21 protein-coding genes and 1 riboswitch are annotated in these 20,670 nt (G+C 42.8%); of the genes, 16 read left to right on the top strand and 5 right to left on the bottom strand.

The annotated features are described in order from the left end of the window. Positions 1–277 precede the first annotated feature (277 nt). Complete coding sequence (gene tatC, locus BV455_RS04310) at positions 278–1,030, top strand: twin-arginine translocase subunit TatC (protein ID WP_081162373.1); 753 nt, start codon at positions 278–280, stop codon at positions 1,028–1,030. Between the two features lie 76 nt (positions 1,031–1,106). Here tatC and BV455_RS04305 read toward each other — a convergent pair whose 3' ends face one another. Continuing rightward, positions 1,107–3,278: an ATP-dependent Clp protease ATP-binding subunit gene (locus BV455_RS04305; protein ID WP_218687767.1), complete on the bottom strand. Its 2,172-nt coding sequence runs from the start codon at positions 3,276–3,278 to the stop codon at positions 1,107–1,109. A 291-nt stretch (positions 3,279–3,569) separates the two neighbouring features. On the opposite strand from BV455_RS04305, the gene BV455_RS04300 reads away from it, so the two are divergent. Beyond that, complete coding sequence (locus BV455_RS04300) at positions 3,570–4,952, top strand: RNA-guided endonuclease TnpB family protein (RefSeq protein ID WP_061580263.1); 1,383 nt, start codon at positions 3,570–3,572, stop codon at positions 4,950–4,952. 146 nt (positions 4,953–5,098) lie between these two features. Further along, entirely contained in the window at positions 5,099–5,821 is a 723-nt protein-coding gene (locus BV455_RS04295; protein WP_218687766.1) for a FixH family protein, read from the top strand. Positions 5,822–6,152: 331 nt separating this feature from the next. Here the strand turns inward: BV455_RS04295 and BV455_RS04290 are convergent, their stop codons facing one another. Continuing rightward, positions 6,153–7,823, bottom strand: coding sequence for an IS200/IS605 family accessory protein TnpB-related protein (locus tag BV455_RS04290; RefSeq protein WP_218687765.1), 1,671 nt, complete (start codon positions 7,821–7,823; stop codon positions 6,153–6,155). 266 nt (positions 7,824–8,089) lie between these two features. Between BV455_RS04290 and BV455_RS04285 the strand changes: the two genes are divergently transcribed. The 9 genes from BV455_RS04285 (at position 8,090) to BV455_RS04245 (ending at position 15,946) form a co-directional block, all read left to right on the top strand. Then, positions 8,090–9,133, top strand: a complete 1,044-nt coding sequence (locus tag BV455_RS04285; RefSeq protein WP_042407394.1) for a YkvI family membrane protein — start codon at positions 8,090–8,092, stop codon at positions 9,131–9,133. 247 nt (positions 9,134–9,380) lie between these two features. Continuing rightward, positions 9,381–10,895 (top strand): spore germination protein, encoded by a 1,515-nt coding sequence (locus BV455_RS04280; protein ID WP_042407391.1) that lies wholly within the window; start codon positions 9,381–9,383, stop codon positions 10,893–10,895. Between the two features lie 14 nt (positions 10,896–10,909). Then, positions 10,910–11,995 (top strand): Ger(x)C family spore germination protein, encoded by a 1,086-nt coding sequence (locus BV455_RS04275; RefSeq protein WP_218687764.1) that lies wholly within the window; start codon positions 10,910–10,912, stop codon positions 11,993–11,995. Between the two features lie 25 nt (positions 11,996–12,020). Beyond that, entirely contained in the window at positions 12,021–13,115 is a 1,095-nt protein-coding gene (locus tag BV455_RS04270; protein ID WP_218687763.1) for a GerAB/ArcD/ProY family transporter, read from the top strand. A gap of 66 nt (positions 13,116–13,181) precedes the next feature. Beyond that, a riboswitch (PreQ1 riboswitch) is annotated at positions 13,182–13,227 on the top strand. A gap of 78 nt (positions 13,228–13,305) precedes the next feature. Next, complete coding sequence (gene queC, locus BV455_RS04265) at positions 13,306–13,971, top strand: 7-cyano-7-deazaguanine synthase QueC (protein ID WP_042407383.1); 666 nt, start codon at positions 13,306–13,308, stop codon at positions 13,969–13,971. Next, entirely contained in the window at positions 13,968–14,405 is a 438-nt protein-coding gene (gene queD / locus BV455_RS04260) for a 6-carboxytetrahydropterin synthase QueD (protein WP_017434569.1), read from the top strand. The genes queC and queD overlap by 4 nt, the downstream gene beginning before the upstream one ends. Further along, positions 14,405–15,136, top strand: a complete 732-nt coding sequence (gene queE, locus BV455_RS04255; RefSeq protein WP_042407380.1) for a 7-carboxy-7-deazaguanine synthase QueE — start codon at positions 14,405–14,407, stop codon at positions 15,134–15,136. Before queD ends, queE begins: the two co-directional genes overlap by 1 nt. Before the next feature lie 32 nt (positions 15,137–15,168). Beyond that, positions 15,169–15,666: a preQ(1) synthase gene (queF, locus tag BV455_RS04250; protein WP_017434571.1), complete on the top strand. Its 498-nt coding sequence runs from the start codon at positions 15,169–15,171 to the stop codon at positions 15,664–15,666. A 115-nt stretch (positions 15,667–15,781) separates the two neighbouring features. Next, positions 15,782–15,946, top strand: coding sequence for a hypothetical protein (locus BV455_RS04245; protein WP_223845317.1), 165 nt, complete (start codon positions 15,782–15,784; stop codon positions 15,944–15,946). A gap of 22 nt (positions 15,947–15,968) precedes the next feature. Here BV455_RS04245 and BV455_RS04240 read toward each other — a convergent pair whose 3' ends face one another. The 3 genes from BV455_RS04240 to BV455_RS04230 all read right to left on the bottom strand — a co-directional run bounded on the left by BV455_RS04240 (position 15,969) and on the right by BV455_RS04230 (position 17,245). Continuing rightward, on the bottom strand, positions 15,969–16,157 hold the full coding sequence (locus BV455_RS04240) for a YkvS family protein (RefSeq protein WP_026078411.1): 189 nt from the start codon (positions 16,155–16,157) through the stop codon (positions 15,969–15,971). A 110-nt stretch (positions 16,158–16,267) separates the two neighbouring features. Then, positions 16,268–16,858: a cell wall hydrolase gene (locus BV455_RS04235; protein ID WP_017434574.1), complete on the bottom strand. Its 591-nt coding sequence runs from the start codon at positions 16,856–16,858 to the stop codon at positions 16,268–16,270. 192 nt (positions 16,859–17,050) lie between these two features. Beyond that, positions 17,051–17,245, bottom strand: coding sequence for a hypothetical protein (locus tag BV455_RS04230; RefSeq protein ID WP_017434575.1), 195 nt, complete (start codon positions 17,243–17,245; stop codon positions 17,051–17,053). Positions 17,246–17,417: 172 nt separating this feature from the next. On the opposite strand from BV455_RS04230, the gene BV455_RS04225 reads away from it, so the two are divergent. The 4 genes from BV455_RS04225 to BV455_RS04210 all read left to right on the top strand — a co-directional run bounded on the left by BV455_RS04225 (position 17,418) and on the right by BV455_RS04210 (position 20,664). Then, positions 17,418–18,083 carry a hypothetical protein gene (locus BV455_RS04225; protein ID WP_042407377.1) on the top strand — a complete coding sequence of 222 codons (666 nt, stop codon included), beginning with the start codon at positions 17,418–17,420 and terminating at the stop codon, positions 18,081–18,083. 149 nt (positions 18,084–18,232) lie between these two features. Then, positions 18,233–18,982: an SDR family NAD(P)-dependent oxidoreductase gene (locus BV455_RS04220; RefSeq protein WP_017434577.1), complete on the top strand. Its 750-nt coding sequence runs from the start codon at positions 18,233–18,235 to the stop codon at positions 18,980–18,982. Between the two features lie 60 nt (positions 18,983–19,042). Then, the gene (locus BV455_RS04215) at positions 19,043–19,288 is read left to right on the top strand and encodes a YueH family protein (protein ID WP_042407376.1); all 246 of its coding nucleotides are present in this window, start codon (positions 19,043–19,045) and stop codon (positions 19,286–19,288) included. A gap of 113 nt (positions 19,289–19,401) precedes the next feature. Then, positions 19,402–20,664, top strand: a complete 1,263-nt coding sequence (locus tag BV455_RS04210; protein ID WP_017434579.1) for an ATP-binding protein — start codon at positions 19,402–19,404, stop codon at positions 20,662–20,664. The last annotated feature ends 6 nt before the right edge of the window (positions 20,665–20,670 follow it).

The raw sequence follows: 20,670 nt of genomic DNA, 5'->3' as shown, positions 1-20,670 counted from the left end.
TCTGGCATAGCATAAGGATTTTCTGGATTCTTTTTTTGGCAAAAAGATTCAACTTTCCATTCATGGACAAAAAATCTTCACTGATGGGCGACATGGCTCGGAAAGAAAAAGTCCCGCCTTGGTTAGCAGATGACCGTTTGGAATGATGTGATATCGAAAAATTTTTTCGTGAAAAAGTTGATTTGTTAAATATAGCTTCTGTCCAATTTCCCAAAAGTTTAGGAGTTTAGTAACTACAAACTAACAGCATTTGTTTCCAAAAAAGGAGGCAGCCAGCATGAAAAACAAAGATTTGCGTCTGATAGATCATTTGGAAGAGCTTCGGAAACGGGTGATTATTACGTTATTGGCGTTTATTGTGTCCTTCGTTGGAAGTTTCGTTTTTGTACAGGATATTTATAAATGGCTTGTCAAGGACTTCGACGGGAAACTTGCGATTCTCGGCCCGAGTGACATCCTTTGGGTATACATGATGATCGCAGCCGTGTTTGCGATCGCAGCAACTATACCTGTCGCCGCTTTCCAGACGTGGCGGTTTGTCTCTCCTGCGCTGAATCCCGAAGAACGGAAAGTCTCTTTGCGGTTTATCCCATGGTTGTTTCTATTATTTATGGCGGGGATTTCATTTGGTTTCTTTGTGCTTTTCCCGGCCGTGCTCAGTTTTTTAACAAACCTGTCAGCAGGGCAATTCGAAACAATATTCACGGCGGAAAAATATTTTCGGTTCATGATCCATCTGACACTTCCATTTGGCTTTCTCTTTGAAATGCCGCTTGCGGTCATGTTTCTAACGAGACTCGGAATCCTGAATCCGAAAAGGCTGGCAAAGGTAAGGAAAATATCCTATTTTTTTCTGGTTGTCATCTCCGTCCTTATCACGCCTCCGGATTTGCTTTCGGATATTCTTGTGATCATTCCTTTGCTGGTGCTTTATGAAGTGAGCGTAACACTGTCCGGCATGGTTTATAAGAAAAAGCTGGTAAGTGAAGGGACGCTGCATAACGCCGACCGGTTTGCGGAGAGCGGCTGAGCCGCAGGAACTGGATCGAATATCTGAAAAATTTCTTTCGCTTTGCGCCAAAAAAACCGCCTTTCCCATTAAGGGATTAGGCGGTTTTTTTATGCGATGGTTTTACAATGATATCATTGTTTTCCACGTCAATGCGAATCACTTGTACTTGTTCATTTGTGTCAAGCAAGACATCGGCGATTTGGTCTTCAACGCGTTCTTGGATGACACGGCGAAGCGGACGAGCGCCGAACGCTGGATGGTAGCCGAGTTCCGCCAATTTTTCTTTTGCTGCCTGCGAAACGTCAAGGTCGATATGTTGTTCGCGCAATGTCGTTTTTACTTCGTTGAGCATGAGGTCAACAATTTGCAGCATATGTTCTTTTTTCAGCGATTTGAATTCGATAATCGCATCGAAACGGTTTAAAAACTCTGGCTTGAAGTAGGCGTTTAACGAATCAAGAATGCTTGTGTGCGTTGTCCCTTGTTTTTCAAATCCGACCGTAATTTTTTTGTCTGTAACACCAGCGTTGCTTGTTGCGATAATCACTGTATCTTTAAAGCTTACGGTACGGCCTTGGCTGTCAGTGAGACGGCCGTCTTCTAAAATTTGTAGGAAAATGTGTTGGACATCCGGGTGCGCTTTTTCAATCTCGTCAAGCAAGATAATGCTGTATGGATTGCGGCGCACTTTTTCTGTAAGCTGACCCGCTTCCTCGTGACCGACATAGCCAGGAGGCGAACCGATTAATTTCGATACCGAATGTTTTTCCATGTATTCGCTCATGTCGAGACGAATCATTGCGTCTTTCGAGCCAAATAATTCTTCCGCCAACGTTTTCGCCAGCTCCGTTTTCCCGACGCCAGTCGGACCGACGAATAAGAACGAACCGATCGGGCGGTGTTTTGCTTTTAAGCCTGCGCGGCTGCGGCGGATTGCTTTTGCGACTTTTTTGACTGCTTCTTCTTGGCCAATCACTTTTTTCGCCAGGTTTTCTTCTAAATGTTTCATTTTCTCTTTTTCATCAGCTTGCAGTTTGCCGACAGGAATGCCTGTTTTCTCTTCGATGATGCGTTGAATGTCAGCAACATCGACGACTGGGCGTTCTTGGTTCACTCCGTTTTGCAATTGTTTTTCCAATTTCAACTCTTCGTCACGCAATTTTGCCGCCAGTTCGTAATTTTCTTCTTGCGCTGCTTTTGCTTTTTCTTTGGCGATTTGCGCAAGGCGTTCTTGAATTTGTTTTTCATCTGTCGGACCGATGCGCAAGTTCGCTTTTGAGCCGGCTTCGTCTAACAAGTCGATCGCTTTGTCCGGCAAGAAGCGGTCTTGAATGTAACGATGCGATAATTTAACGCACGCTTCAATCGCTTCGTCCGTATATTGGACGTGATGGAATTGTTCATATTTCGGTTGAATACCTTTTAAAATCGTAATCGCTTCTTCGACCGTTGGTTCATGAACGATGACAGGTTGGAAACGGCGTTCAAGCGCGGCGTCTTTTTCAATTTGACGATATTCTTTTAATGTTGTAGCACCGACAACTTGCAATTCCCCACGCGCAAGCGCTGGTTTTAAAATGTTGCCGGCGTCCATCGAGCCTTCTGCCGCACCAGCGCCGACGAGCAAGTGAATTTCGTCGATAAACAAAATGATGTTTTTCCGGCGCTGCAATTCAGAAATGAGCCGTTTCATTCTTTGTTCAAATTGACCGCGAATGCCTGTATTGGCGACAAGCGAGGCGACATCAAGCAAATATACTTCTTTATTTAATAGTTTTTCTGGAACTTGTCCTTCCGCAATTTTTAAGGCAAGCCCTTCGACAATCGCTGTTTTCCCGACACCAGGTTCCCCGATTAATACCGGGTTGTTTTTATTGCGGCGGTTTAAAATTTCGATGACGCGTTCTATTTCTTTATCACGGCCGATGACCGGGTCGATGAGACCGGCTTTGGCAAGCTGCGTTAAGTTGCGGCCGAATTGATCTAAGAAACCGCCGCCTCTTTTACCGTTCCGATCCCATTTGGATGGTTGTGCCATATTTGTTGATGGCGTGTCCATTTCCGAAATTGGCGAAAATCCATCCATAAAGAAATCATCAAATGGGAATGACGAAAAGCCTCCAAACCCGAAGTTTATTGGGATGGAAAGCTCTTGTTTTTGTTTTTCATAACATTCGTGGCAAAGATGCAATTGCTTTTTCTCATGATTGAATTGCAAATTGACAAATACCGTCGCTTTGTTTTGATGGCATACTTGACAAAGCATGAGGCATAACCTCCTTTTTTGCCAATTGACTTTGACTAACTTTGACTTTCTGATTTTATTATACTTTGACCTTTTTTGACTTTCAAGTGTTTTTTATAAAAAATTGTTGTAACCGTGAAATGTTTTTGAACAAAAAAACGCAACGCATTCCCCTTCTAGAATGCGAAATATTTAGGAAGGGTTAGTCGCGAAAAAAATGAAATTTTTCCTCTATATCTGTTGTCTCGAATGAGTGATTCATATAAAATAAAGAAAAATGCTAACATATGTTCGGAAGGGAGGGTTCGTCCGATGGAAAAAGCTTCGAAAGCAGAAAAAGTAAAAACCATTCAAAATAAAATCATCTCTCACGGAAAAAAGACATTCGAGGATACGCTTATTATTTTTCGAGATGCGTTAACTTTTATTGTTGATGTCGTAGATCGAGAGTTCGATGCTTTGGAGCATCTTTCTACAAAAGAAGCAGTTCCTGCCGTGGAGAGATTGATCCATCGGACTAAAACGAACCCTCATCCGAAGTATGATTTTAGTTCCAAGTTTTATAAATTCCCGTCTTACTTTAGACGCTCAGCTATTTCTAAAGCTTTAGGAATCGTAAAAAGCCATCGTTCTAACCTCAAAAATTGGGAAAAAGAGCGTGGCCAAGCACTAGACGAAGGCAAGAAGTTTAAGAAAAAACCTCCGGTTTTAAGAATTGATCACGAAGCGTTCCCTGTTTTTTATAAAGGGAATATGTTTAAGCGTTTGTCCGAAAACCAGGCACAGATCAAAGTTTACAAAAATGGGGATTGGGTTTGGGAGACGATTACGTTTCAAACGAAAAACTTGAAAAACCGGGGAATTACAGATTGGAGAGAAAGTAATCCCATTATTGTAAAGAAGGGGAAAAAATATTTCATTCACTTTTCTTACTCGAAAAAAATAAAACTTAAGAATACAAAGTTAGAGAATCAAGTGATTGTTGCTGTTGACCTGGGATTAACGAATTCCGCCGTTTGTTCGGTGATGCTTTCGGATGGAACTGTCATCGGCCGGAAGTTTATCAACCAGCCGATAGAAAAAGACCGGATGAAAAGCAAAATCAACAAACTGAAAAAGGCGCAGCGACAATCTGGATGGATTTCTGCATCTAACTATTGGCGTAGAATTAATGGTTTACAAAAACATATTATTTTTAACACAGCAAGTGAAATCATTAAATTCGCTGAAAAACACCATGCAGATGTGATCGTATTCGAATACTTAGGGAAAATGAAAATGCCAAAAGACTATGATGGTGCAAAAAAATTACGGCATAAATTGCACCATTGGTGCAAAATCGGGATTCAAAATAAAGTAGAGCAAATGGCTCATTACCGTGGGATGCGTATTCGCCGTGTGAATGCGAAAAACACTTCTGCACTTGCATTTGACGGATCAGGAGAAGTGAAACGCAACAATAAAAGAGACTTGGCCACTTTTCCGAATGGCAAAGTCTATCACGCGGATTTAAATGCTTCTTACAATATAGGAGCACGATATTTTATACGAGAATTCCTTAAATCCTTTTCTGAAAAGAAAAGGTTGCAATGGGAGGCAAAAGTTCCTTCCCTTGCAGCTAGAACTCGGCAAACGTTGTCTTCATTGATTAGCTTGCATCAGGCGATGAACACTGAAGGTGTGACATTAGCGTGAGCATAGCTGTATTTAAGACAACGGATGCCCCGACTAGAATCTTCGATTTAGTCGGGGAGGTTCACGGAATGGTGAATAATGTGATGGACAAGGTAAAGCTATGGTATAGTTAAGTCTAGAAAAATAGGGAAAAGGGGAAATAGAAAATGAAAAAGCTTTCGCTGTTTTTGGCATTGATATTAATGTTGTTTTTATTTGCCGCCTGCAGCCAAGAAAAGCAAGAGGACAAACCGGCAATACTTGAAGTTCAACTTCAAACACCGGATCATATTGAATTAAATAAGGAAACGACACTTTCTTGTATCGTGACATACGGCGGGGAAAAAGTGAATGACGCTGATGAAGTGAAGTTTGAAGTGTGGAAACATGGCAGTGAACAGCATGAGATGTTAACCGCCAAAAATGATGGAAATGGCAAATATTCTGTGAAAAAAACGTTTACCGAGCCTGGGACGTATTCCGTCGTTAGCCACGTGACAGCGCGCAATATGCATAATATGCCGAAAAAAGATATCGTTGTTGGCACACCAAGCGATCAGCCGCAAAATCATGCAGAGGAACATCACGGCGATGAACACCATCATGCCGACGTCATGATGATGCTTCATGAAAAACAATTTTCCGTCAATAAAGAGGCGCACTTAACAGTGCATATTACTCATGACGGCCAGCCGCTGACGAAAGCGACGGTTTGCTTCGAAATTTGGAAGGGGAACGGAAAGCACGAGTTTATCGAGGCAAGCGAAAAACAAGCGGGCCAATACGAAGCAGTAACGTCGTTTCGAGAAAAAGGGACATATTCTGTAAGAATTCACGTGGAAACGGAACAACTTCATGAACATCAAGTAGAGCAAATTATGGTGCATTGAACTACCCCCACTTACCGGCTAAAGCCGGTAAGTGGGGATTCTTGTTTCCTTTGGCTGTTGTTGCTCAAAGGTCCCAAGAACCCCCTCCGTTCAACGAGAGGAGTAGCCATACGAGATGTCCGAAGTGTCCTTTCGGGACGACCAGCTATATGTCTGCTAATGCAGCTCACATAGAAGGTACACCATCTTTCATTCGTATGGCATCCAAAGAACGCATTGCAATGCATCCAGCTCCTAGAATCGCCATCTGCTCCGGTGACGAGAGTAAGAGACTGGTACAATGCGTTCTTTTATTTTAAAGCGCTAAGCGATAATGAAATCTCATTGTTGATTACGCTAAAGCTTTTATTAGTTGATGTTTTTCCTCTTCTAACAACGATGGGTGAAATACATCTATTCCTTGGTGTGGTTGGTTCACATTAAAAAGATGGTACAGCGTATGTGTACGTACAGAAAACTTTTTATTTAAAACAGACCAATGCTTCCAATGATGAGAAGCATCTTTCGGGATATACCTTTTAAGCACTTTTGGTGCTTTTTCTTTATATCCTAACCCTCGACGGCCAATTGTAAATGCGGCTGCTTGGTGGATAGAGATACCGAATTTACGCATATACTTCAGTTTCCCAGAGACAGAAGTAAAAGCCGGATTCACTTCTATCACAGCAACTCCCATTTTGTTGGCACGGCTTTCGATTGCTTGTATCATTTTTCGATACGCGAACATACTCTTCATTCGATTTGCTTTTTTGTTGCCGTATCGATCCCCTGTTTTGGATAAGGTGGTATCTAACTTTTCCAAAACAATAGGTTTTTTCTTTCGAACCGCAATATCCACTAAAGCAATGGCTTCTGCTTCGATGATTTTTGTAATCTGACCAGAAGTTTTACCTTCTATCGAAAACGTTAATTTTCCACTTTCCAAAAAGTTACCATTTTTCGAAACATTTGTCCAAGCAATGTGATTATAGTTGCAATCTACTCCGATCACTCCGTCAGAGGTGGAGAAATGAATAGATGGATTCGACTCCACATCCACCAAACATTTGATGATATAGTATTCCCCGTGATCTTCCACGGACCAAGCGATTGGTTTTCCGTATTCTTTTTTGTTTTTACATTGGATTTGATCTGTCACAGCTTTATTTACGATTTCTTGGCCGTATGGAAACACCACTCCAGAAAAAGTGACTATCTTTCCTGTTACAGAGGTCATATGCAGTTCATTGGTTTCTGGATTGTAATGGAAGACAAAATTCCCAGAACCAGCATCTTTCCGCCCGGAGATGATCATTTCTTTATTTCGCGCAGCTAAAAAGCGCTTTCTCCAAGCTTCGTGATCCTTTATAAACTCTTCTTTCGTAAATTGTTGTTTAAACAACTTTTTGCCTCCGAACACGACACTTGGGATATGCTCTTTTAATTTCGTTTTCTTTTGTTCTAATCTATCTAAACGATGTTTTAAACAACCGACTTTTGCTTTAGTCCGTTTAATTTTCATATCTAAATAACGATGTTCAAACAAATAGGAATTCATCCAAATCAAAGATCTGTTTTTTAATTCAAGAGAAATGATTCCGCTCTTATGCAAAACAAAGTTTGTATTTTTTGGAAACCGTAAGTTTCCTTTGATACAACTCTCTTTCATTTTGAGTAATTTCGTCAATTTGGTTCGTTCTGTTTTCCGTTTTTTCTTCACATCTTTTATTTTTTCTTCTGTCTGTTGAACGTGTATTTTATTTAATTCCATTAGAGAGGAGAAAAGAGCATTTGCTTCCCGGACTGCGCTGTTGGCGAAATAATCGTTCAGTCCGTATTTTTCCTTCACAGCGATATGCAGACTTGGATACCATTTTCGTCCCCATCGTTTTTCCCGGACCAGCGTTTGAAAAGCGAAACGTTTCGCTTGATTGAATAACTCTAATGCATAAGATGTTTCTGTCACATGAAGAATATCCATTTCTGATTTATACAATCTTCTCGAAAAATAAGCCTTTTTCATCTTTTCTTCACCTTTAACAGAACATAAGTTCGGTATATTTATTTATATTTTATGACAGAAGAAGAAAGTTTTTCAACTATTACGATTACAAAAAAACAAAAAATGCCGATTCATCCCCCACCTATGCTTCGCTTAGAGGTGGGAGTCTTCTCGGCAAAAAAGATAAAAGGATGTCCATATAGCGGCATCCTTTTTTACTGTCATCCCGTCTTTATTGGATCATGCCGACATATATATGGGAGTAAATAGTGGACAAGGAGAGGGGAATGGCAGAAGTGGCTGGAAAATGGTCGGATGCTTGGCAAATCGCCGCTGTTTACGTCGGCACCGTCGTTGGCGCGGGATTTGCCACGGGAAAAGAGATTATTGAATTTTTTACGCAATACGGAACGTCCGGAACGATCGGCATTATCATTAGCGGCAGCTTGTTTACGTGGGGCGGCGCGCGCATGATGGTAATGGCGCGGAAAGTGAAGGCCGCTTCTTATCAACAGTTTAACCGCTATTTATTTGGCAAGGCAATGAGCCCAGTTATTTCTATCATGATGACGTTGATGATTATCGGAGTCACCGCCGTGATGATGGCCGGAGCAGGGGCGGTGTTTGAGGAGCAGCTTGGGCTGCCGCGGCAAATCGGAATTGTAGCGACGTTATGTTTATCGCTGCTGGTCATGATGTACGATATAAAAGGGCTATTTGGCGTAAACGCCTTGATTGTTCCGATGATGGTGCTATTTAGCGCCATTGCGCTTGGAAAGCTGATCACCATGGGCGAATGGTGCGGAACGGGGCTTGAAGCGACAGATTATTCATTAAAAGCATTTCTTTCCCCATTTTCGTATGCGGCGTTTAACTTGGCGATGGCGCAGCCTGTGCTCGTGCCGCTGGCTTGCGAGGCGGAAGACGAACGCACAGTGCGGCGCGGCGCGGTGCTTGGAGGGCTGCTGCTTACCGGCATTTTATTAAGCAGCCATTTTGTTCTCTTATCGTTTCCGTATGCAATGAATTACGATATTCCGATGGCGGAAGTGATCCGTTCGTTTTTTGCCGTTTTTTACTGGGTGTATATTATTGTGATTTACGGGGAAATTTTTACGTCCATTATCGGCGGCATTTTTGGCCTGCAGCGGCAGGCGCGCACGCTCGTTTCTATTCCTAACACCTTGTTTCTTGCCGTGCTGTTTATCGTCCTATATATTGTCAGTTTGTTCCGCTACAGTGAGCTCTTATCGTTTTTGTATCCGCTATTTGGCTACATTAGTTTTGCGTTTCTTTTTCTATTATGGGCGCGCAAAGTGCCGCGTCCGTAACAGCAGGCGTTTTTCCGCACCAATCATGCGGGAAAACGGCTGTTTTGCCAAGGATTCATGAAAGCGATGTACGATTTTTTCTAGCCTTGTTTCGCCCGTCGTCGTTTTGTCAGCTGGCTCACCATTGCTCTCCTCCTAGTATCTGTTTCTTTCAATACATTCAGAATATTTAGGTATATATGAAGCGAATAAAACAAAAGTCCGATTGGAAGACTATCTCTTAAACGGCAAGTACGAGGGGATCGTTATGTCCATTTTTTCCTTTTTTAAAGAAACGAAGACAAACGGTGAGGAAAAAACGCTGCAGCAATTATTGAATAAGCTGCGGCAATCTAGTGATTTCATAACAGTCGAGTTTGCCGTAAACGGTCATTTGCTTGCCATTTACTATTTTGATTCGCTAGTGGATCCGAAGGTGCTGCAGCAACACATTCTCTGCCATCTGCAAAATGACGTGCCGAAGCATCCAACTATTACGCTCGAGGATTTGCAAAAAATCATTCCGATTCAGCGAATTGAAGTAACGAACGATGTGCAGATGATCGAAGAAAAAATATTAAAAGGGTTTGTGGCTGTTCAGTTTCAAAAGACAGATAACCGTGTCGCACTCATTAATGTAGCGAATGAAAGTTTAGGGTTGCGGCCGAACAATGATTCAGAAAATGAATTTAGTGTCGTCGGCCCGAAAGTTGGATTTGTCGAAAACGTTGGGACTAACTTGCATTTAATCAGAAGGCAAATTGCAACCCCAAATTTAGTGTTTCGGGAAATGCCGCTTGGTACGATGTCAAAAACGAAAGTTGTCGTCGCGTATATCGATGGCATTACGAATAAGCAGACGATTGAAACCGTGATCCAGCGGCTCGAAAATATCAATTTTGACATTATTTTTGACAATTCCCTTATTGATCAAATACTTTCCGATAACTCGAATTCTCCGTTTCCGCTTTTTATCTCAACGGAACGGGTTGACCGTGCCATTTATGCGCTCGCATCTGGTCAAGTTGTTATTCTTTGCGACGGCTCGCCGTATGTTGTCATCGGCCCGTCGACTTTTTTCGATTTTTTTACCTCGCCGGAAGATTATTATTTGCCGTGGGTGCTTGGCTCCTTTTTCCGGCTGATCCGTTTTTTTGGCGTTATGTTTTCCGTGCTGGCCTCGCCGGTTTATATTGCGGTATTAACGTATCACTATGAAATGATTCCGAAAGATTTGCTTGGGCCGATTATCTTTTCCCGTTCTAACGTGCCGTTTCCGCCGATATTGGAAGTATTATTTTTAGAAATCACCATCGAGCTGCTTCGTGAAGCAGGGGCGCGTCTGCCGACAAAAGTAGCGCAAACGCTCGGGATTGTCGGCGGTATTGTTATCGGACAAGCTTCAGTGGAAGCGGGGTTGACAAGCACCATCATGCTTATTATCGTTTCACTCGCCGCTTTAGCTTCCTTTACGACACCGATTTTTAAAATGTCTAATACAATCCGCTTCATCCGCTTTCCAATTATTTTATTTTCGGCGCTTTGGGGCGGAGTCGGGATTATTTTCGCCGTTTGTTTCTTATTAATTCATTTAGGAAGGCTTCAATCATTTGGCAATCCATATTTAGTTCCGTTTTATCCGCTGCGCGTTCGCAATTTCAAAGATAGTATTATTCGTTCCTCATACAGCCAAACAGCAGAGCGACCGACGTTTCTTCGCCCGCTTGCTTTGTTCCGTTATAATCCGCTGAAAGCGAAACAAAAAGACGATATCGATGAGTAAGAAAGGGGTCAAATATGAGGCTGCCTTTGGTCATTGCCGCATCGCTGCTCTTGCTTGCCGGCTGCAAAAGCTCGCGCGTTATTGATGAAGTTCAAATTATTCAAGAAATGGGCTATGACTTTCATGACGGAAAATATGTGGGAACGGCGGTATACCCGACGTTTAAACAAGGACCGATGACGAAGCCAAACTTATTAACGACGTCTTCGCCAACCGTTTATGATTTAATCCCCCGCCTTTCTTCCAAGTCGGCATTGCCGATTGAGGAAGGGCAGCTTCGCCTAATTTTGTTTGGCAAAGAATTTGCGAAACGGGGAATTACGCAAATCGTCCATAGTTTGGCCCGCAACAATAAGGTAGGAAGCCATTTGCTGTTAGGCGTATCAGCAGGAAGCGCACGTGAGCTATTGGATATTACGACGAACACTACTTTAAGCGATACTCTCTACTTGCCTAATCTAGTCGAACAAAATGCCAGTTCGATGAATTTGCCAAAAACGAATTTACATTTGTTTTTATACAACTATTTTTCAAAAGGAAGCGATCCGTTTTTGCCTTATTTTGGGAAAAAGGGGAATTTTGTAAAATTAGAAGGGCTTGCGTTATTTAAAGATGGGAAATATGTGGGAAAAGTGAGTTTGCGTGATTCTTTTTTGGTAAAAATTTTATTAAATGAAACAAAAAATGGAGTATATCAGTTAAAAGTAGGGAATCGGGGAAAACAAGGCGAAGACCGGGTGATGCTACAAAATTTATTTGCGACATCCAAATATGAGTGGAAAAAGAAAGGCCACCGCCATGTTCTGCATATTTTTGTCCATATTCACGCTTCTGTCAGAGATTATCCATCTTGGCTAGATGTACCGCATAAAAAGATTTTTTCTATGGTGAAAAAGAAGATGGAAGACGAAATGGAGCACGATATTCGCCGCCTGCTCCGTTATTTTCAAGAAAAAGAGATTGATCCGCTTGGCATTGGCGAATTTGTTCGCAGCGAAACAAGAAATTGGAATGCAGTCGAGTTTTATCGTGAATATAAAGATTTAGAAATCAAACCGCATGTAACTGTCGACATTATACAAACAGGGATCGGTGAGTGACACGAGCGGATAGGGAGGTATTTATATGAGTCAGGCGACGAAAGAACGATTTCTTGTCTCGCCCTTTTTGGTGTTTTTTCTCATCACTGGCACTCAAGTAGGAATTGGAATGCTCAGTTTTCAACGCTTGGTGATGAAAGAGGCGGGGCACGATGCATGGATAGCTGTTATCCTAACAGGAATCATTGCCCATTTATTAATTTGGGTCATGTATAAACTTTTCGCTCATTCCCCTAACGCTGAAGATATCGTTTCTATACACCAACGCTATTTCGGCAAATGGGCCGGCTTTGTCTTTAGTTTCGCTTTGCTTGTTTATTTTTCTTTATTGGCGTTTACGGTATTGCAAACCTATATTGAGATTATCAAAATTTGGATGTTTCCCCTGATGGGGGCATGGCAGTTCAGCCTTATTTTTTTAGTGCTGACTTATTACGCCGTATTAGGAGGATTTCGCGTTGTCACGGGGTTATGTTTTTGGAGCGTTGTGATTCCGTTGCTCACCATTTTCCCAATGTTGTTTTTCCCGCTTGAATACGCCCATTATCGCAATTTGCTGCCGATATTTGATCATTCTATCGGTGAAATTTTTTCGGGCGCGAAAGCAATGTCACTGCAATATTTGGGAATGGAAATGCTGCTTGTATATTACCCGTTTATCAAACAGCCGGAAAAGTCGCTTAAATGGGCGCAATGGGGCAATGCGTTTACGACTCTTCTCTATTTAAGTGTGATGCTGATCGCGATTACTTTTTATAATGAGGAACAAATCCAGCATATCACTTGGCCTACATTAACACTGGCGAAAATTCCGGAAGTACCGTTTATTGAAAGGATGGAATACATTATCATTTCCGTTTATGTGTTGGTGGTATTTCCGATTATTTGCATCGCGGTATGGTCGGCTTCGCGCGTTGCGAAAAAATTGTTTTCCATCAAGCAGCGCCGTTTTGTTCCCATGGTTTTGTTATTATTATTTATCGGGACGCTGTGGTTCGAAGAAAAAGAACAAATCGAACGGTTAAACAAATGGATCTCTACGATCGGCCTGTATATCGTCGTTTTCTATATTCCAGCTTTATACATATATGTGACGGCAGCCAATAAAATAAAAAAATAATGCAACCAAAAAGCTAAATGTGGTATAGTTAAGAGGGAAAACAGAAGAAAAAATCCGTACGAACGTACGGGAGAGGTTTCTAGAACAACCCTCTATAAAAAACTAGGGATGGCTATATCCTTGGGGGTATAGTCTTTTTGTTTTAGAATGCCTCTTCTTCTGGAAAAAGCGGAAGGGAGTGCAAAGAGAAATGAAAATGGAAAAAGCGGTAGTCGTCTTTAGCGGCGGCCAGGATAGCACGACATGTTTATTTTGGGCGCTAAAGCAATTTGCGGAAGTAGAAGCGGTGACGTTTGATTACGGACAGCGCCATCGCTTGGAGATTGAAGTGGCGTCTGCGATTGCCAAGGAGCTTCATGTTCCTCACACGGTGCTCGATATGTCGCTATTGAATCAATTAGCACCAAACGCCTTGACAAGAAGCGAGATCGCCATCGAACAAAAGGAGGGGCAATTGCCGTCGACGTTCGTCGATGGGCGAAATTTATTGTTTTTGTCGTTTGCCGCGGTGCTCGCAAAGCAAAAAGGTGCGCGCCATCTTGTCACAGGCGTATGTGAAACGGATTTCAGCGGCTATCCAGATTGCCGCGATATATTTATTAAATCATTAAACGTAACATTGAATTTAGCGATGGATTACCAATTTGTCATCCATACGCCATTAATGTGGCTGACGAAAGCGCAGACGTGGAAGCTCGCCGATGAGCTTGGCGCGTTTGAATTTGTGCGAACAAAAACGTTAACTTGTTATAACGGGATCATCGCTGACGGCTGCGGGGAATGTCCAGCTTGCGTGTTGCGAAGACGAGGGCTTGAAGAGTATATGAAAGAAAAGGAAGGGATAACTCAATTATGATACATCAACTTTATCCGCAAGTATTTCACAATTACCGATACGAATTGAATAAAGATATGCATATTGCTGCCGCTCATTTTATTCCTCATGAGAAAGCGGGAAAATGCGCAAACATGCATGGCCATATATACACCGTAAACATTACGGTGGCAGGCGACGAACTCGATGATGCGGGGTTTTTAGTAAATTTTCAAGAGTTGAAAAAGCTTATTCATGGGAAACTGGATCATTCGCTAATGAATGAACACCAAGATTGGTTCAATGATAAAAACAGCAACGATTTTCCGACAAGCGAGGTCATCGCCCGCAAAATATATGAAACGGTGCAAGCGTATCTTGATACACTGCCGAATAAACCAACGTGTTTGCAAGTGTTCGTGAGGGAAACGCCGACAAGCTATGTTGTGTATCGGCCAAAAGCGGGGGAACGATAATGGAGAAAACGATTCCCGTGCTTGAAATTTTTGGACCGACGATCCAAGGCGAAGGGATGGTGATCGGGCAAAAAACGATGTTCGTCCGCACCGCCGGCTGCGATTACCGCTGCCGCTGGTGCGATTCCGCTTTTACATGGGACGGGTCGGCAAAAGAGGAAATTCGGCCAATGACGGCGGAGCAAATTTGGGAACGGCTGTATGAACTTGGCGGTGACCGCTTCAGCCATGTGACCATCTCGGGAGGAAATCCTGTTCTTATTTCAGCGCTAGAAGAACTCGTTTTGCTCTTAAAAAAGAAAGGGATTCGTCTTGCCGTCGAAACGCAAGGAAGCCGTTGGCAGGACTGGCTGTACCATATCGATGAGGTAACCATTTCGCCAAAACCGCCAAGTTCAGGCATGGATACTGATTTTGCCATGCTCGATCACATCGTGAAAAAGTTGGCGGACGCGGGACGGGCGTCTCATATGAGCTTAAAGGTCGTCGTGTTCGATGACATCGATTTCGACTATGCGAAAAGGGTGCACCGGCGCTATCCGGGCATCCCGTTTTATTTGCAAGTCGGCAATGCCGATACAGCAGAAGCGGACGATGCCGCGCTGCGCACACAGCTTTTGGCAAGGCTGGAGTGGCTCGTGGAAAAAGTGGCGCAGTCGAACGAACTAAATGACGTGCGCGTCTTGCCGCAGTTGCACACCCTCCTGTGGGGAAACAAACGTGGCGTGTAAATTCAAAGAACGATGAGGAAAGGGGAAAAACGATGGCAGGCAGAAAAGAGGAAGAATTAAAAGATCTTACGCTATTAGGCAACCAAGGCACGAAATATTTATTCGAATACAGTCCAGAGGTGTTGGAAGTATTCGAAAATAAACACCCTGACCGTGATTATTTCGTGAAGTTCAATTGTCCGGAGTTCACATCTCTATGTCCAAAAACCGGACAACCGGACTTCGCGACGATTTACATTAGCTATATTCCCGATAAAAAATGCGTCGAAAGCAAATCTTTGAAACTGTATTTATTCAGCTTCCGCAATCATGGCGATTTCCATGAAGACTGCGTCAATATTATTATGAACGATTTAATTAAAGTGATGGAGCCGCGCTATATTGAAGTATGGGGGAAATTCACGCCGCGCGGCGGCATTTCGATCGATCCGTATTGCAACTGGGGCCGTCCTGGAACAAAGTATGAGAAAATGGCGGAATATCGCTTAATGAACCACGATTTGTATCCGGAAAAAGTCGATAACCGTTGATCGGCATTTTCCATTCATAAAGCGTTATGCCAATTTGTGCAAGAAAAAAATAGTAGTCTTTTTGGCCAAAGTTATATATAATGAACATTGAAGTTTTTGGTTAGAGGTATTGGCTTTGGAGCGCAGGACGGCTTTAATTGCTTGGGGCAAGCCCGGAAAATGGAAAAAATATAAGCAGGTCAATGTCAAACGGCTTGCTCTCGCGATGTTTTACAGCGCGATTTCTTGCCAAGCCGGTACGCATATATATGAATCAGATCAGTTAGCTTGTATTTTTTAACTAAAAGCGAAAAGAGGCTGTTTTAGAAAGCAGCCTCTTCAACAATTTTGTAATTCTTATGATTGACGACAGTTCGTTCTTGTAAATCTAATTCCCGATAATTTTTCATGTACGTTAGATCCACGATGACAGAGTTTTCATTTACCTTTTCCACAATCCCGCGCAATCCGTTTTTAAACTCGATAATATCGCCAATTTTCGCTTTTTTCATCATCCATATTCTCCTTTTCATATTTTTTCTTTTGTTATAGTTTGCCTTATTTTCTTGTTTAAGTAAAGTTTTTTATGAAAAAAGAAAGGAGCTCGCAAAAAGCTCCTTTCTTATTTGGCAAATACGTGGTTTCCAATTACAACAGTGACTTGTCTTGAGCTTACCCATTTGCTTTTCGCCGTTTTTGGATTATAAAAGTACAAGGAACCATTTCCTAAACCGCGAAAAGCAAGGGCTTCTTCAACGGCGCGATATGATTCACGGTCGGCTGGTTCATTAATCGTTCCATTTTGGACCGGCGTGAATGCATAATGGCCGCCAGAGCGCTCATAAATGACAGCACGAATCGTATCCGGAAAATCCGGATGGTCGACACGGTTTAACACAACGGTTGCTACGGCAACCTTTCCTGCATACGGCTCTCCTTTCGCCTCAGCGTGAACAAGGCGGGCCAATAAATCTTTCTCACTCGCAGAAATGGTGGAATTCGGAATAACTAGCTTTTCGCCAGGGAATAGCAAATCGGTATACTTATTATTCTGCTTTTGCAACTGTTTTAGTGGAACCCCATGTTGTTTGGCAATCTTCCAGAGCGTTTCCCCTGGTTTTACTGTATGTGTAGTCGCTGCATCCGCATGGCCTCCAAATAGAAAGGCGCCGCAGAGAACAGGAGCTAATATCCATTTCCTTATCTTTTTCATAAAATTCCCTCCTTCTTGTGAGTTCGTTACTAGAGTAACAAGGATTTTTGATTCTATCATTATCTAAATGTTGGAAAATCGCGTCATCCATTGATATTACTAGTTTGATAGACATGCTGGAAATTTCTCCGTCACGAAAAAATGCCGATTTCCACATAAGGAAATCGGCATTCATTGGAAATGGATGAACAGTTAGCTTCGTGGGGTTTGAAGATAGTGATAAATAACGTCTCCCCCCCGCTGGGCAATGCCGCGGAAATGTTTAAAGTCGCTTTGCCTTACAAGAACGTTGCGAAAGGTAAGAAAATCTTCTTTTTTTACTAGCAGCTCCGAAATCTTCCCGTGACGCAATTCATCAAGAAGCTTAGCTGCTAATGCTTCATCCATCGTTTGCCCACCTCAATCGATGAATGTGATGACAGACATTATCATAGCGCAATAACGATTTAGGATAAATACCCATTTTTGTTTAGGTAAACACCCTTTGTTTGTTCTCGCATACAATATGGATGGGTATGTATCATAGGCATACCTGAAGAAAAATGAAGGGGAGAGGAATATGAATAACTGGGATTCGTATATGAATGATCCATTTTTTTCTGAACAAGGCTATGATGGAGAACAAAGAATAGATGATGAAATGGAGAGAGTAGACAACAATTTCCCACCGCCGGAACAAATGCCGATTGCTTCCAACAATATCCCGCCGATGGCACCGATGCCGGTTGCTTCCAACATTGCCCCACCGCCGACACCGATGCCAACCGCCTTTTATCCAGTGATGCCGATGTATTGCTGTCCGCCGATCCATTGGTGCCATCCAGTCGCAGGAGGCATTCCGCACGTTATGCATGGCGATATCGATAGTTCTGACATGAGTTCTGACATGGCTCCTCACGCGATGCCGATTGGCACGGAAGCGATGCCAAATATGGCTGCTGCACCGATCAGCGATGACCATATTTCCGCACCGATGCAGGATGGAGAAATGGCTGTCCCGTATACAGGACAAATGCCGGGAACAGTTAGTGGGATGGCAAGCCCTGCTGCTCCGGCGCCGGCACCAATGTTTCCGACAACAGGAATGGCTCCGGCTGTTTCGTTTCCTATGTACGGTTCAATGATGCCGTATGGGGCAATGCCGTATTATGGCCCGACTTCCTACTATGGAGGGATGGCGCCGTACAGTCCGTTTTTCTCAGTTCCATATATGCCGTACCGCTAACCTTTATAAAAAGACCGCACTGCTGCGGTCTTTTTTGTGAAATGAATTTTTACCGTACAGATGATATACTAATTGTTTGAGGATGGAATAGCGCATTCATGCAGCAGTCCTTGACTAGTTAAAATAAAGAAAGAAGAGGTTGAGGAGCAGTGAATTTTTCCGGAAAAGTTGCCATCGTAACTGGTGGGGCGAATGGAATTGGAAAAGCGATCGCCACTATGTTTGCCGAAAAAGGAGCGAAGGTTGTCATCGCTGATATTGCGGAAGAAAAAGGAGAACAGCTTGCGTTAGCGCTGCGGGAAAAAGGAAGGGAAGCCCGTTTTGTTCCAACAGATGTTCGAAAAGTGGACGAAATTGAACGCCTTATGAAAGTAGCGTTTGAAACGTATGGATGCTTGCATTATTTAATTAATAATGCCGGTGTATCAAGATGGAAATCTCCATATGAGCTGACGGTGGAAGAATGGGAGGATGTGCTTCACACTAATTTGCGCAGCGTCTTTTTTGCCTCGCGTGAGGCGGCAAAATATATGCGAAAAAACGCAAACGGCGGAGCGATTGTCAACATTGCGTCTACAAGGGCGCTCATGTCTGAACCGAATTCAGAAGCATATGCTGCTTCGAAAGGCGGAATTTTATCGCTAACCCATGCTTTAGCCGTTTCGTTTGCCGGCGATTATATCCGCGTAAATGCGATCAGTCCAGGATGGATTGAAACAGGGGATTATGGGAAGTTGCGAGAAATAGATCATGCGCAGCATCCGGCCGGGCGTGTCGGCAAGCCGGAAGATATTGCACGCGCTTGTCTTTATTTATGCCATGATGAAAACGATTTTATTACTGGGACAAATATCGTCATTGACGGCGGGATGACGCGGAAAATGATTTATGTTGAGTAGACGGCATCCATTTGTTAAAATATAGAAAATATAAGATGCTGCAAAGGATGGGGGATCACAATGAAAATTCGAAAAGCAATCATATCGGACGAGCAAACACCGGCCAAAGTTTACATTTATGAAAATAAAAAAGAAGAATACATGGTGGTGGCGATCCCTGATCTGGAATGGTCCTTTTTCCTTCGTTACGAAGAAGAACCGGAAACATTAAGAGAGCGTTTAGCTTCTTCATTAAAAAGGGTAGTTGCACAAGAACAGCTCGAGATGCTTGTCAATAAATTGCTATATTGGGTGCATGAAATGTAAACACAGCAAAAGACGCGAGAGATGGACAAGCGGTGGGGCGCTTTTTAGCTTCGCCGCTTTTTCCCTATTCCAACATTGATTACCATTTTGCAAGTTAGGAGTTCGATGATACGGTGTCCGCAAAATCAAAAGTTATTGCAGGTTATTCACTATTTAGCATTTGCTGGTTGATTGTAACGGATGGAATTCTTCATTTCTCCCATATTAGTCATGATTTGTATGTCATCATTGGCACGGCTAAAGGAGCTGTTTTTGTTCTCCTTTCTATTATTTTTCTTTATCATATGCTAAAAAAGAGTGAACAGCTAGAAAAAGTGGTGGAAAATGAACAGCAGCTTTCCACGTTGATTAACTCGATGCCTGACTTTGTTTGTTTTAAAGATAGCCAAGGGCGCTGGCTGCGCGTCAACGATTTTGGGCGGCGGCTTTACTGCTTAGAAAACGTGGAGTATGAAGGAAAAACGGACCGGGAACTTGGCGAGATGGTGCCGTTCTTTAAAGAGGCGTTTGAACAATGCATCGAATCAGATCAAGAAGCGTGGGAAAAAGGAAAGCTGACCCGCTGTGAGGAGTCGTTCCAAACCGTTGACTGTGAGATCAAAACATTCGATGTCATCAAAGTGCCGCTTTTTGAAGAAAACGGAGCCAGAAAAGGGCTGTTGACGATCGGCCGTGATATTACGCAGCAAAAGTTAGCAGAATCGCTGTTATTAAAAAAAGAAAAGCTGTCTGTATTAGGAGAACTTGCCGCGGGAATCGCCCATGAAATCCGCAACCCGTTGACCTCGATGAAAGGATTCATTCAAGTGATGCGAGAAACTCGGGAAGTAAACGACGTCTACATGGATATTATATCGAGCGAGCTGGAACGGATTAATCAAATTGTCAGCGAGCTGCTAGTGTTAGCCAAGCCGCAAAGCCATGACTATAAGCCGTTTTTTCTTAGCGACGTGATCGGATATGTCATTAATTTAATCGGGCACGAGGCTACATTGAACAACGTTTCTATTTCCGTGCATAACAATGTGCCAAAAGCGTGCATGTATGGTGATCAGAATCAAATTATCCAAGTGTTTATCAATATCATAAAAAATGCGATTGAAGCGATGCCAAATGGAGGAGATATTCGTTTACGCGTATGGGAGGAAGAGGAAGTCATTCATATCACCGTTTCTGATACTGGTGTCGGCATTTCGAAAGAGCGGCTGAAAAAAATTGGCGAACCGTTTTTTACGCTAAAAGAAAAAGGGGTGGGGCTTGGACTCACCACCAGCATGAAAATTGCCCAGGAACATAAAGGGAAATTGGAAATCAAAAGTGAAATCGGCAAAGGCACAACGGTTCATTTAGCTTTTCCAGCTTATCAAAAAAGATGACCTGCA

It is taken from the genome of Parageobacillus caldoxylosilyticus (genome assembly GCF_019272935.1).
Lineage (GTDB): Bacteria > Bacillota > Bacilli > Bacillales > Anoxybacillaceae > Saccharococcus > Saccharococcus caldoxylosilyticus.
This window is presented reverse-complemented; position numbering and strand designations above follow the sequence as displayed.

Bases quoted from the DNA above. Each gene is read 5' to 3' on its own strand.
- BV455_RS04215 (WP_042407376.1), top strand. From the start codon at position 19,043: ATGAAAATTCGAAAAGCAATCATATCGGACGAGCAAACACCGGCCAAA.
- BV455_RS04280 (WP_042407391.1), top strand. From the start codon at position 9,381: ATGTCCATTTTTTCCTTTTTTAAAGAAACGAAGACAAACGGTGAGGAA.
- BV455_RS04275 (WP_218687764.1), top strand. From the start codon at position 10,910: ATGAGGCTGCCTTTGGTCATTGCCGCATCGCTGCTCTTGCTTGCCGGC.
- BV455_RS04290 (WP_218687765.1), bottom strand. From the start codon at position 7,823: ATGAAAAAGGCTTATTTTTCGAGAAGATTGTATAAATCAGAAATGGAT.
- BV455_RS04235 (WP_017434574.1), bottom strand. From the start codon at position 16,858: ATGAAAAAGATAAGGAAATGGATATTAGCTCCTGTTCTCTGCGGCGCC.
- queD (WP_017434569.1), top strand. From the start codon at position 13,968: ATGATACATCAACTTTATCCGCAAGTATTTCACAATTACCGATACGAA.
- BV455_RS04230 (WP_017434575.1), bottom strand. From the start codon at position 17,245: ATGGATGAAGCATTAGCAGCTAAGCTTCTTGATGAATTGCGTCACGGG.
- BV455_RS04295 (WP_218687766.1), top strand. From the start codon at position 5,099: ATGAAAAAGCTTTCGCTGTTTTTGGCATTGATATTAATGTTGTTTTTA.
- BV455_RS04270 (WP_218687763.1), top strand. From the start codon at position 12,021: ATGAGTCAGGCGACGAAAGAACGATTTCTTGTCTCGCCCTTTTTGGTG.
- BV455_RS04305 (WP_218687767.1), bottom strand. From the start codon at position 3,278: ATGCTTTGTCAAGTATGCCATCAAAACAAAGCGACGGTATTTGTCAAT.
- BV455_RS04285 (WP_042407394.1), top strand. From the start codon at position 8,090: ATGGCAGAAGTGGCTGGAAAATGGTCGGATGCTTGGCAAATCGCCGCT.
- queF (WP_017434571.1), top strand. From the start codon at position 15,169: ATGGCAGGCAGAAAAGAGGAAGAATTAAAAGATCTTACGCTATTAGGC.
- BV455_RS04240 (WP_026078411.1), bottom strand. From the start codon at position 16,157: ATGAAAAAAGCGAAAATTGGCGATATTATCGAGTTTAAAAACGGATTG.
- BV455_RS04300 (WP_061580263.1), top strand. From the start codon at position 3,570: ATGGAAAAAGCTTCGAAAGCAGAAAAAGTAAAAACCATTCAAAATAAA.
- tatC (WP_081162373.1), top strand. From the start codon at position 278: ATGAAAAACAAAGATTTGCGTCTGATAGATCATTTGGAAGAGCTTCGG.
- BV455_RS04225 (WP_042407377.1), top strand. From the start codon at position 17,418: ATGAATAACTGGGATTCGTATATGAATGATCCATTTTTTTCTGAACAA.
- queC (WP_042407383.1), top strand. From the start codon at position 13,306: ATGAAAATGGAAAAAGCGGTAGTCGTCTTTAGCGGCGGCCAGGATAGC.
- queE (WP_042407380.1), top strand. From the start codon at position 14,405: ATGGAGAAAACGATTCCCGTGCTTGAAATTTTTGGACCGACGATCCAA.